Genomic DNA, 13373 nt, shown 5'->3' with positions numbered 1-13373 from the left:
GGAACATAACGTCATTATATGTTACGCAATTACTTTGTTATCGCCTTCAGAAATTTTCTAAAACAAAAGTCGTATACATTTATCAATGTTTTTGGCTTGGCGGTTGGGCTTGCCAGTGCCATATGCATTTTTCTATACGTAGAAGATGAGTTGAGCTACAACACTAACCATCCTGGTTACGAGGACATTTATGCATTGGCTGTAAGCATTCATAACCGGGAAGGACGAATTGATTATTTTCCATTGGTACCTGGTGGCTGGGCGAATCGTCTGAAGCAAACTTTGCCCGAGGTTGAATCGGTTGCCAAAGAAGATTGGTTTGGTTATCCTACTACTTTGCATCACAAGCCAACAGATAAAATTATTTTAACGGAAGAAATCCGGTGGGTTAGCAATGGCTTTGGAGAAGTACTGAATATTCCATTGATCAATGGTAACCCGAAAAAAGCGTTAGAATTATCCAATAGCATATTGCTGAGCGAGGAAGGTGCGAAAACCCTTTTTGGTAATCAGGAAGCGTTGAATCAGCCCATTACTATGAAGCACCCTTTCCTGGGGAATGGTCAAGAGATTGAACTCGTGGTAACGGGCGTATACAAAAACTATCCATCAAACTCTCACTTCAAGCCAAAATACATCATCAATAGCCTGTCTGTAAAAATGATTTTTGATCAGCAGCAGGCAAATGGTTTTGAGCAGTATTACAACAGCATGAGCTTTAACAGTGGTTTCTTTTACACTTACGTGAAATTAACACCAGGATCGGACACCAAAAATTTAAGAACTGAGTTGGCCAGGCTGACGGAAGAAACGTTTAAGACTGATTCGGCATTTCAGGCACAGGGGGGTAAACTGGGATTTGATGTTGTCAATATGAAAGATATTCATTTTGATTCACGCATGAGTTGGGAAGCCAACACCAGAGGAGATAAAACTTACCTTGCAATTTTCAGTGGTGTTGCAATTCTAATATTGGTTATCGCTTGCATAAATTATATGAACCTCGCTACAGCCCGTTCATCTAAACGCGCGAAGGAGGTCGGCATGCGAAAGTCACTCGGCGGCATGCGCTCGGAATTAGCGTTTCAATTCATTCAAGAATCCGGATTGGTCACGCTTTTATCGCTGGTTGTCGCCATGGTCTTGGTAGTAGTTTTACTTCCCGCGTTTAACACACTTTCAAACAAGTCATTTGGAATACTGGATCTGTTCAATCCTCAAATAATTTTGATCATCAGTCTCACCGTTGTGTTTGTCACCATTGTAGGCGGCAGCTATCCCGCTTTTTTTCTTTCGGCTTTCAAGCCAGCCGAAGTTTTGAAGGGTAAGCTTACCAAGGGAAAGGGTGCAGACCTGTTCCGTACGTCACTGGTTACCCTTCAATTCAGTGTAGCGATGATTCTGGTGATCGCTACCGTTGTAATTCTAAAGCAAATGAATTTAATGCAGGAGTCGAAGCTCAATGAAAAAGGAGATCAAATTTTATCAATCCGATATGGCGGAAGCGCTCCTCCGGAAAAGTATCAGCCATTTAAGAACGCTGTTTTGTCGGACCCGGATATTGAACATGTTACTATTGGAAATCACTTGCCTCGGCTTGATTTTTTTGGTCCGACAGGCGCTGTATATAGATTTGCAGATGTCAGTGATCAGGAATACCAATGGAATCAACTTAACGTAGATTTTGATTTTCCTGCGACCTATGATCTTGAATTTATCGCGGGAAGAAATTTTGATCCTAATAATACCGCCGATTCATCCGCATTTCTGATGAATGAAGCAGCCGTTAAAGCGCTGAATAAAACACCAGAGGACGTGATAGGGCTTTCTGCTGAACATGTTCAATCTCGACGACATGGAAATGTTATCGGGGTAATAAAAGATTTTCCCTTCCGATCGGCGCACTATACAATTGAACCCTTGGTTCTTAATCCCCGGCCGCATCAGATCGATAAAATTGTTTACGTTCAACTACCTGCAGGAAAGATTGCCGAAAAGATCGCCTTCCTGGAAAAAACATGGAAAGAAGTTATACCTGGAGTTGGGTTTGATTATTGGTTTCTAAGAGACGAGTTCAACAGGATGTATGAAACGGAGCGCAGAATTTCAGGCATGGCGAAAAGTTTTGCTGTGCTGGCATTAGCAATAACCATACTTGGTCTATATGGTCTTGCTTCTTACACAGCAGAACAAAAAACAAAGGAGGTTGGTATCCGTAAAGTGATGGGGGCGTCGTCCAGCCAAATAGTGAAAATGTTTCTAAAGAACTTTATAGTTTTATTTTTAATTGCCAGCGCTGTTGCCATACCTTTATCGTGGTACCTGTCAGATCAATGGCTAAGCGGCTTTGCTTATCGGATACCGTTGAGCGCCATGATATTTGTATTTTGTATTGCTGCGCTGATGATCATTACACTATTGACGGTTAGCTATGAAACCTTTAAGGCTTCGGTGGCCGATCCAATCAAAGCAATTAAGTATGAGTGAAATTGTTTTATGCTACCATTACCACCTACCGCCTATACACATTAACATGATCTAACTGAACTTCTTCTGGTAGGGTAAACGATAGTCTTTGCTCACCTTTGGTGAAGCTGACTTCAATTTGGTCCCAAACCCAATTTTGGGCAGTTCCACTTGGCCAGAAGGTAATGTCATTGGAGGGGCCATTATTCGTGTTTACTGTTATCGTAGCAAATGAATTTTTGCTAATATCAACAGTAGGTTTCCATGCGTAACGGAATTCGATAATATATTTTCCAGTTGTGGGAGCAATATAGCTTAAGGTAATTTTGTTAGCAGAATCCGAGCTAAATACATATCCCTCGCCGGTAAAACCTGGCGTTTCTGAAGACACCTTAGCATTTTCAAGGATGGCTGCCTCTGCTTCAAGGATTGTTCCGCCAGGCGTTGTTTCCATATTCGGTAAATGAACTTCACCCTGTTGATCGAGGATATCTTTAATCACGTACCTGTATATGTCGCGCCAATCGACATGGCCGACACGATTTGTCCATAGAGGATTTTTATACCTTGCTAGAGCAGTCGACGAATAGTAGCGCCAATACAATGCAGCGTTGTTTAATTCATCGATCATTTCCACATGATGATTGTTGCCTTCATTTTTCCTAAACAAAGCAAGATAAGTAGCTGCATTTATTTTATGAGCGTAATATTTTCCCAGATACGCCATCGCTTTTATGTCTTCAATTGTCTTAAACAATTCGTCGTTGTCATGCGGGGAAACTCGCGTTGCAAATCTCAATGCATCGTTGGCTGAGTGATTTATATTTTCTGCGACTTCAAAAGGTGTTGTACCTGTAAATGAGGTATTAGCAGATTTCATTTGAACATAATCCGGAATTGAAAGAAAGTCCGTTGCTTTATAGGGCGGCAGGGTAATGAAGCGGTTGACGTCATGAAAGCCGGAGGCCGTTTGTGCGGGTTCTGGTCTTGACTTACTGGCCTCGATGTACCATTGAAAGTCAAGTGCCCCGTAGTGAAACCCTGTGGTAAGCGGATAGATCATGGATGCGGAATGCCAAGCTTCAAAAAGTTTTTTCGCTTCTGTTTCAGGATATTTCTGCTCAAGATAATTTATAAACAAGCTGTTGTTGATTGTCGGATTATATCCAAGTCTACCCCAAAGCATCCACTGATACCAATGTTTTGCAATTTCAATCGGTCTTTTTGTATCCGGGTATTTATCCAGAAACTCACGCCCCCAAACGTATTGATCGGATCCATAGTAATATCCTTCAGTAACGTCCATCGGAATATTCGTGATGAAATCCCTTACAAAGTCTGGTGACCCCCAACGGAAGTAATATACGTCGTCGTTGCGCAGCGTCCATAAGGTTTTGAATTTTTCAGTTTCCTGGATCTGTTTTACGAATTCATGATGGTGAATTTGTTTTGTGGAACTATACACATGGGCCTGGGCATACTTAAAACTGAAAACGAAATTGATATTTTTGTTTTCGATGAGGGGACTGAATTTTTTAACGATGTCGAGTGCACCTGCCTCGTGCTGCCGATGGATCAGTGTGATTTTGCGTTCGGGTTGAATTTTTGTTACGTCGATAACCCCTTGCGCATAGGTATCAAATGACCAGTCTTCCTTCGCTTGGAAATCGGCACCGGGCATATTTTCACCCGTGGTTAAACCAATGCCTGCCAGCAAAGGATAGGTTAAGAATAACTGTTTGATACTTTTCCTGAAATAGTCTTTTGTAACGTCGTTTTTGATATCGTCGGTAATGCCATATTTTCCATTGGTACCACAGGTATAAATATTCCAGGTAACGATGTAAAACTGTATGTTCCGCTCTTTTCCATATTGCATCACAGCCTGCCAGAATTTGATTTTTTCATCGATTGATATTTTTTTAACAATCTCATAGTTGTTTATGATTTCCGGAGCGTCGAATCCCGTTGCGCGGGTAGAATAGTACTCCTGGAATTTTGCCTTTGAACGATGTACATCATCTAATGCTACATCTGGATACTCGGGCACCTTTATGAGTGATGGAAAGGGATGCAGGCTCCACAATGAAACGAAGTTATATCGGTAGCTAGCCAAACTATCCATATATTCTTTCCAGAATTCCATGCTCCACATTTCAGGAATGTTTTGTTGGGCAGCGTCAGACATATCGGTGTAGCTAGGCGTCCGGACATCCAGGGGGATATTCATCTTTACACCACGCTTTTTCATGTAGGGATTTTGATGAATATTGGTGATTGATGGTATTCCTTTAAATTTTATCAGTTCTGCTAACTCAAGGCCCCCATACATCAAGCCGGCCTGATCTTGTGCGCTAACAAAGATGTTGGATACTCCTTCGTTTATGTTCTGCTGAATGTTAAAGCCTTCTGGCTCAATGGTGGAAGTCACAGATGGTGACACATGAGTAATGGATTTCGTCCACCCCGTGTCACCAATCTTATTGAAGATAATGTTAATTCCTTTTCCTTTTGCGCGCTGGCTTGCTTTGAGATTGGTTTTTACTTCGTATCCCTGTTGCTTTAAACTTGCGCTTATTTTAACAACGGCAAATGCTACTTCAGACGATTCTTTATAGTAAATATCAACGGATTGCTGGCCAAAGACTTGGGTGAAGCTGCCGCAGAGGATTAAATAAAAGCAAATTCTTTGAAGCATATGAAAGCTTTTTTGTTTTGAACGATTATTTCTAGTCTCTGCTAAGGTACTGTGGTATGAAGTTTTGTCAGGTCAACGCATGTTATTTATTATTATACTGAAACTCCTTATCAAACTTACCATTGATAAATTCAGGGGTTTGCGGTAACTCAAATGTGTACTTATGAATGGGGTCTACTTCCACTTTTAAGTTTTTGCCGGTGAGTTCCATCACATGTCCCCCCAATTTTTTATCGTCTGATATAAAATGAAAATGATAGTTGGCGACGCCGATATTGCCGATGTATTCGGGGCAGAAAAACCCTACAATCGTTCCTGTTACATTTTCACCTTCGAATACGGGCCGGTTGGGGATTAATACGTCTAGTCCTGTTTCATACGGTTTCTGCTGTTTGTGGAGCCCACCTAATTTAATGGCGCTGAATTCGCCATGGATCTTAAAAGCATAAAATACATTTTTGCTTTTAAGCTGACTGTTAATGGCATCTCTTAATCCTTGATGATGTACGGTTGAATCGACTGTAAAGCTTTGTTCGGGTGTAAAATGAACGGCATTTGCGTACACGATCAATTCATCATCCTTTGCTACACTCACAACACCATCTTCAGTTACTTTGTAGGGTACGTTGTCCAGCATAACAAGTTCACCATCCAGTGCGTTGTAAGATCCCAGCCCAATATCGCCTTTCGTTTTTAGTTCTTTTGCTGTTAGCGTTCCATCAAAAACTTTATTTACAAATGCCCACCAAATGGAGTAGTGATAAAATGTGTCATCCGATTTTGAGAGTGTTTGTTCAGCGGGTGTTGAAGTTGTCGAGGTATTATCGCAAGAATTGAGTAATAATAATATGACAGCGAACAAGGTTAACTTTACTTTCATCGAATAGGGATTAGATTAAGGGTCTTTATTTTTTTCTAGGTGTTGTCTTTACAATAAACGCCTTCCCCGCAAAATAAATAATTAATCGCTAACCGTGAATGTGAAAGAGACGATAGCTTCTCGTGGATGATCAACGGTGTTAAAGCGAAGTGATAGCTAGCAAAATCGTTTAACGCTACAGGTATCCCAGCCACCAATGCTGGCGGGTGCTTTTGTAACGATGATACCAGCGACAAAGCGGATATAAGGCAACTACTATGGATATCCATGCTACATAGACCCAGCCCAACGCATAGCCTGTGCCTGCGGGGATGCCGCCGAAGCCTTTTGAAAAATGAAAATCAATATCCGACCATGAAACATTACTGACAATCGTATAAACACAAAGGGATGTAAAATGGATGATGTAAAAATGAAGGATGTAATAGAATAACGGAACCCGGCCAATGATGCGCATAGGTTCCAGGATATTTGTTTTAAGGTTTTCCATCCAAGACATAATAATCAACACGGGGCCAAGTGTCATTAAAGTATACTGCAAGGACACCGGATATTTTGTGACATTCACGAAACTCATGAAAGTAAACATCATATTTTTTTGTGTCGACCACGAGCTTGGATCGCCATACACATTGGTATAACGTAATACAATAAAAATAAAAATTGACGCTAGACCCGTGTACATGAGAATTTTTTTCCGCCTTGCACTATCAAAAGTTCGGTTGTATATCAAACCGGCGCCATAGCCAGTTAGCATGATTCCCAGCCACGGTAGCAACGGATAAGCTATAAGATAAAATTCTCCTGACCCGGAAGCGACGAAGCCCGACTGCTGGAAAATCAACCACCCCATGTACCCGTTATCTTCCGGACCCAGTTGAATAACATCCAAAAGGTTGTGACCAAATACCAGGATAAGGCCAATGGTTAGAACGACGCGGTATCCCAAAAAGATGAGGCCTGCAAGCACCACCATCGAAGCACCGATCACCCATATCACCTGGAAGATGATAAAGTCGTAGTATAAATTGAAAACGAGTCCAAAACGCACCACAGTGAATTCAAGAAAAATCAGCCACAAACCCCGTGTCAATAGAAACAACGACAACTCTTTTAATGATTTTCGTTGAGAGCTGATGTAAGCTGACATCCCCGAAAGAAAGACAAACGTTGGAGCGCAAAAATGTGTAACAATCCTGGTAAAGAACAGCGCCGGATTTGTTTTCGTTAAATCCGTCGGATCGAACACGCCCGTTGCATGATGATAAAAATCTCTTGTGTGATCAAGAGCCATAATTACCATTACTATTCCTCTCATAATGTCGATAGAAGCAATCCGCGGTTTGCCAACCAACGAGTCTTGTGTGAGCGGTGCAGTTGCAGTTATTGTTGAGGTCATTGTTTTTACTTACTTAATAGAACAAAGCCTTATACGCTGAAAATTTTATGAAGTTAAAAAATTGCGAATAAAAGAAGTAACCATTAGTGTGACAGCTTTAGGATGATGCTGCTGAATGAAGTCATGAACTATTTAAGAACCTTCCGCCGCGTCATGGTAGCACTCTAGCTGAATTTCTTATCACCAAATTAAACTCAATGATCCAATACGGAGCCGTCATAGTTATCCCACATTTCAGGGAACTCCCATTCAGGAACGCCGCGTTCATTTTCAACAAGGTTGTCGTCGAGTTCGATGCCTAAGCCTGGCCCACCAAAATTCTTTTTAACAATAATATGGCCGTCGTCCATTACCAAAGGTTTCTTAATGTAGCTTTTTCCGAGATAGCTGCGTTCTACCTTGTCTTTTGGAGCAGCCTGTAAGCTTGGAAGTTCGTGCGCAACGAGGTTAGGAATGGAAGCGGCGACATGCATGGATGCAACGGCTCCAACGATTCCTTCCTTTGCATGGGGAAGCATGCCTGCATAAAATGCTTCAGCAAGAGTGGCAATGGCTTTTAGTTCTGTTATTCCACCGCAATGCGTAATGTCGGGCTGTAACAGAGAAGCAGCGCCTAAGGTTAGCAGTTCTCTGAATTGCCATTTTGTAACCATACGTTCTCCTGTCGCGAAAGGTATATGCGTTTTTTTCGACATCTCAGCCATCAGTGGAAGGTTCTGGAACTGGATCGGCTCCTCATAGAACCAAGGTTGAAAGGGTTCCAGGGCTTTGATTAATATCATCGAGGTTTGCGGCTGGTGGTCGCCATGAAGTTCAATGCCCATATCTACTTTGGGGCCGATTGTGTCGCGTATAGCCTTGACGTTCTCGACTACACCTTGAACGAAGTCAGGATTTTCAACATATCTTGAAAGTCGCCCGCGGCTTGAAGTCACACTTACTTTCATGGATTGATAGCCTTCTGCCATTACCTCTTTGGCGCCCTCCGGAGATCCTGCCTGGCCATATACCCGAATCCGGTCGCGCGTTGGCCCACCTAACAACTCATAAACAGGTACGCCTAGCGCTTTACCTTTAATATCCCACATGGCAATATCGATAGCAGATAGGGCGCTCGTTAGAATAATGCCTCCGCGGTAGAATGCATGGCGGTACATAGCCTGCCAATGATGTGCTGGTTGTCTTGGATCCTTTCCAATAAGATATTTTTCTAACTCCTGTATTGCTGTCACTGTTGTAGGTATACGGCCCTCAACTGTGCCTTCCCCGATTCCAACAATACCGGCATCGGTATGCATTTTCACGAAGATCGTACGGCAGGTATGTACAGGTATGATTTCAAGCTTGGTTATTTTAATGTTATCACGTGGCGCGATCATGGCCAGATTATTATTAAAGGGCGCCGGTGGTTGCTGGACAGACATCGCTGTTGCTTGTTGCTCGGTAAGCAAAAGGCCGCCCATGCCCGCAGATAAATATTTCATCCACGTTCTTCGGGAAAAGTTGGTTTTCATAGGTTGATTAGGTTGGTAATCGTTATTGGGTAACCGGTATCAAGAGTGAAGGTGCAGATAGTAAGTTTAGCTTTGACCACCACTTACTTTTTTACTACCCGCGACTCACTTATTTTTTTAAGTCAAGCTTGCGCGCTTGTTGCTGAGCTTTCAAGGCTAACTCAGTAGCTAGAAAACAATGTGCTTGCGTCATTGCGGTTTCCGTTCTGTTGGTAATGTCATCAATGAGCTGTTGTCCATAGGGTAGTGGATCTTTGCTGCAATCAAAATACCGTGTTTCTTTTTTATCAACAAGGAACAGATGATTACCACCCTCCCGCCCTGCGATGTCAACATTTTTACGCAGCTCCATGTATCCTTCGGTACCAAGAATTGTAAGGCGCCCGTCTCCCCATGTATTCAGCCCATCCGGTGTAAACCAATCAACGCGGATGTACCCGGTTCCGCCATTACCCCGCACCGTCATGTCACCAAAATCTTCAAAATTTGGATATTGAGGATAATGTACATTTCCAAATTGTGATGCAACGACCTCTGCTTGTGTCGATCCTGTAAAGAAGAGAAATTGATCACATTGATGGGAGCCGATGTCACAAATGATTCCGCCAAAATGTTTTTTATCGAAAAACCATTCTGGTCTTGATTTTAGATTTATCCGGTGCGGCCCAAGCCCGATAGTTTGAATCACATTTCCGATAGCGCCTGCTTTTACCAGTTCTCCCGCTTTAACGGTTGCCCTATTCTCGAAGCGTTCACTGTACATGATGGAATATATTCGCTTGGTTTCCTTTTGTACTTTTCTCACTTCTTCAAGCTGCTCGAGCGTAACGATCCCCGGTTTGTCGACCATAAAATCCTTTCCATGTTTCATCACCTGTATTCCGAGTGGGGCCCGATCAATGGGAATGGATGCGCTTACAATCAATTGAATGGTTGAATCTTCTAGGATTTCTTTTTCACTTCTGGCTAGCTTAGCATCAGGGAATCGTTTGGTAAAACCGCTTATCAGTTCAGGTTCCTTCGCATAAAAAGATACCAGTTGTGCGCCATTTCTGATCATCGCTTCCGACTGGCCGTAGATGTGCCCATGGTTTAAACCGATAACTGAAAATCTAATGGGAGCGGTATGTTTGGAAACGGGTTTGGTCTCAAAACCCTCATGCCGAATGGGCCTGGATTTCATTGCATCATAAGCTGAAAGGTCAGCGGCCGAAATTATTCCAGCCGCTGTTGCCAGTGACTGTCTCAAAAATTTGCGTCTGTTAGCGTGCATAGGGTGGCGTTATAAATCAGAATACAATCTGCCATATTTTTCCAATTTTTCAATCCTTTGCAATGTGTAATCTTGAGAATTTATGCGTGTAGGCAGTCAATTACAACACTGCCTTATATTTTTTATCTTCCACTATAAATCCCTACCTGGTAAGTTTTTCTTTGGTTCGTTGTCGTAAAATTTATGTGATTTAAATCCTATAAATGCATTTCGTGTTTGTTATTGTCGCTTAAACGGGATACGCCAAAAAGCTGCTGAGCAATAGTAAGAAACCTTACAACCACTTCCTTTTTTTCGGTGGTTTGGCTTTCTTCATTATACAATAAACCAAACCACCGAAGCTGTTATCGTTACTCGAGGTACAAGCCGAATCTTTAGAAACTTCAACACTTCAAACCTACCTGCGGTATGCAGGCACCAAAACTTCAACACTTTATAAACATGAAAAAAGTTATCGCGCTTCTCTTGTGCGTGTCGGTTGTGCACGCAGTTGCAGCTATTGAGACAGATAGTGCAAAACTATTTTTTGACAGCCTCGAAGCTTCCTTCACGTATCAGCATGGGGAAATTAAGCTTGACGATGGCATAGGGACGTTAAACGTTCCTGAAGGTTTTCGCTATCTTGATCCTAAGCAGGCAGCTTATATCATTCACGATCTATGGGGTAATCCTCACGGTGAAGGTACATTGGGAATGATCGTTCCCGAAAATATAGGTATCACCGAGGAGCGATCATGGGCCTTCATTATTACCTATGAAGAAATGGGCTATGTAAAAGATGATGACGCCGATGATATCGATTATGATGATTTGCTGAAAGAAATGCAAAGCGATGCTGCCGCAGCGAATGAGGAGCGTGCTAAGGAGGGTTATGAATCAATAGCCATCGTGGGATGGGCCGCAAAACCTTATTACGATAGCGAGAAAAAAGTATTGCACTGGGCGAAGGAGATAAAATTTGGCGAAAGCGAAGGCACCACACTGAATTATAACGTGCGGATTCTTGGACGCAAAGGCGTAATTGTCCTAAATGCTGTTGCATCGATGATGGAGTTGCCCGATGTTCAACAAAACATCGAGCCCGTACTCGCGTCCATCAGCTATGCCGATGGTAATAAGTATGCCGATTTCAATCCGGAAATGGACGAAGTAGCGGCGTGGACAATCGGTGGCCTTGTGGCTGGTAAAGTACTTGCGAAAGCCGGCATCTTCGCTTTGGTTTTAAAGAACATCAAATTGATTGCATTAGCCATCGGTGGACTGGCTACCGGTATATGGAGATGGTATAAGAAGAAAACGGAAACACCTACGGTAAGAAAAATAGAAAGCTGACAGATAAACAAGCTTCAATCACAAAGCAGAAAGTTGGCTTGTTAAAGCTTAAACTTTCTGCTTTCACTTTAAATGCTACTCAGTTCTTTCGCTCAATTTCTTTTAAGTTTTCGATTTTTTTGTTTCGCAAAAATCCAGTTATGTCTTCAAAATGTTCCTTGATGCGTTTGTTGCCAAACTCAAACACTTTATTTGCAAGGCCATCCAGAAAATCTCGATCATGAGATACGAGGATGAGTGTTCCATCAAACGCTTTTAATGCGTCTTTTAAAATATCCTTAGTCTTAATGTCCAGGTGATTTGTGGGCTCATCCAGAATTAACAAATTAACGGGTTGAAGCAACAGTTTGATCATTGCCAGACGCGTACGTTCTCCGCCGGAAAGCATTTTTACTTTTTTGTCAATTGTTTCCCCGCTGAACATAAAGGCGCCCAAAATGTCTTTGATCTTGGTACGAATATCACCTTCGGCAATTTGGTCTATGGTTTGAAATACGGTAAGCTCTTGATCCAATAACGACGCCTGATTCTGTGCAAAGTAGCCGATCATTGCGTTGTGGCCCATCTGAAGTTTGCCCTCAAAATCGATTTCACCCATAATGGCTTTTACCAATGTGGATTTTCCTTCACCGTTTTTTCCAACGAACGCAACTTTTTCACCTCGGGCGATGGTGAACGATGCATCTTTAAATACAACGTGATCACCATACTTTTTCGTGAGCCCGTCAACAATAACGGGATAGCTACCAGACCGCGGCGCAGGCGGAAATTTGAGGTTAAGCGCTGAGGTGTCAACTTCGTCTACTTCTACAATCTCAATTTTTTCAAGCATTTTTACCCGAGATTGTACCTGGAGCGTTTTTGAATAAGTTCCTTTAAATCGATCAATAAATTGCTGGATGTCGGCAATTTGTTTGGCCTGATCTTCAAATTGCTTTTGTTGTTGTTCGCGTCTTTCTTTTCGTAATTGCAAATAATGGGTGTAGTTGGTCTTATAATCATAGATGCGACCCATGGTTATCTCGATTGTACGATTTGTAAGGTTGTCAACAAACGTTTTGTCGTGACTAATCACAATTACCGCCTTAGCATTATTGACCAGGAATTCTTCCAACCACTGAATTGATTCTATGTCCATGTGATTGGTGGGCTCATCCAGAAGGATCAAATCAGGTTTTTGCAAAAGGATTTTTGCCAGCTCAATTCGCATCCGCCAGCCACCGCTGAATTCGGAAGTTGGCCGGGTAAAATCTGATCTTAGGAATCCCAATCCCATCAACGTTTTTTCAACTTCAGCGTCAAAGTTGATTTCTTCAATGGAATAGTATTTTTCACTCAATTCCGAGACCTGTTCAATAATTTTGGAATATTCATCCGATTCATAATCAGTTCTGGTTTCTAGCTGACGGTTAAGGTCTTCCATCTGTTGCTTCATGCCTAAAATCTTCGAAAAAGCTTTTGAAGCCTCTTCAAAAACTGTGGCATCATCTTTTGTCAGCAGATGCTGGGGCAAGTAAGCAATTATCGCATCTTTTGGCGCTGATACCTTTCCACGGGTAGGTTTACTAGCTCCGGCAATTATTTTTAACAGCGTGGATTTTCCCGCACCGTTTTTGCCCATTAGGGCGATTCTATCGTTTTCGTTGATGTTAAAAGTGATATTGCTAAAAAGCGCCGACCCATTAAACTCAACACTGACCGCGTCAACTGAAATCATGATTTGCTAAAATAAGGCGGCAAAGGTAAGCGTTATTGGGTGAAACTTAAAGCGGCATTGTAGGTGATTGGCATGAAGTTATATATTGGTCGCT

General features: G+C 42.2%; 8 protein-coding genes. 2 read left to right on the top strand and 6 right to left on the bottom strand.

Annotated features, from left to right (window positions below):
• The first annotated feature begins 18 nt into the window (after window positions 1-18).
• Window positions 19-2487, top strand: a complete 2469-nt coding sequence (locus tag P2W71_RS21735) for an ABC transporter permease (protein ID WP_276373483.1) — start codon at window positions 19-21, stop codon at window positions 2485-2487.
• Between the two features lie 25 nt (window positions 2488-2512).
• On the opposite strand, the gene P2W71_RS21730 is transcribed toward P2W71_RS21735, so the two are convergent.
• The 5 genes from P2W71_RS21730 to P2W71_RS21710 all read right to left on the bottom strand — a co-directional run bounded on the left by P2W71_RS21730 (window position 2513) and on the right by P2W71_RS21710 (window position 10230).
• The gene (locus P2W71_RS21730) at window positions 2513-5164 is read right to left on the bottom strand and encodes a carbohydrate-binding family 6 protein (RefSeq protein WP_276373482.1); all 2652 of its coding nucleotides are present in this window, start codon (window positions 5162-5164) and stop codon (window positions 2513-2515) included.
• Window positions 5165-5246: 82 nt separating this feature from the next.
• A complete protein-coding gene (gene budA, locus P2W71_RS21725; RefSeq protein ID WP_276373481.1) occupies window positions 5247-6044 on the bottom strand; it encodes an acetolactate decarboxylase in 798 nt (265 codons plus the stop codon).
• 175 nt (window positions 6045-6219) lie between these two features.
• The gene (locus P2W71_RS21720) at window positions 6220-7443 is read right to left on the bottom strand and encodes a heparan-alpha-glucosaminide N-acetyltransferase domain-containing protein (RefSeq protein ID WP_276373480.1); all 1224 of its coding nucleotides are present in this window, start codon (window positions 7441-7443) and stop codon (window positions 6220-6222) included.
• Between the two features lie 194 nt (window positions 7444-7637).
• Window positions 7638-8957: a galactonate dehydratase gene (gene dgoD / locus P2W71_RS21715; protein WP_276373479.1), complete on the bottom strand. Its 1320-nt coding sequence runs from the start codon at window positions 8955-8957 to the stop codon at window positions 7638-7640.
• Window positions 8958-9066: 109 nt separating this feature from the next.
• Complete coding sequence (locus tag P2W71_RS21710; protein ID WP_276373477.1) at window positions 9067-10230, bottom strand: Gfo/Idh/MocA family oxidoreductase; 1164 nt, start codon at window positions 10228-10230, stop codon at window positions 9067-9069.
• Between the two features lie 441 nt (window positions 10231-10671).
• On the opposite strand from P2W71_RS21710, the gene P2W71_RS21705 reads away from it, so the two are divergent.
• Window positions 10672-11562, top strand: a complete 891-nt coding sequence (locus P2W71_RS21705; protein ID WP_276373476.1) for a DUF2167 domain-containing protein — start codon at window positions 10672-10674, stop codon at window positions 11560-11562.
• Between the two features lie 79 nt (window positions 11563-11641).
• On the opposite strand, the gene P2W71_RS21700 is transcribed toward P2W71_RS21705, so the two are convergent.
• Window positions 11642-13279, bottom strand: coding sequence for an ABC-F family ATP-binding cassette domain-containing protein (locus P2W71_RS21700; protein ID WP_276373475.1), 1638 nt, complete (start codon window positions 13277-13279; stop codon window positions 11642-11644).
• Window positions 13280-13373: the final 94 nt, after the last annotated feature.

The sequence above is a fragment of the Chryseolinea sp. H1M3-3 genome (assembly GCF_029360725.1).
Lineage (GTDB): Bacteria > Bacteroidota > Bacteroidia > Cytophagales > Cyclobacteriaceae > Chryseolinea.
This window is presented reverse-complemented; position numbering and strand designations above follow the sequence as displayed.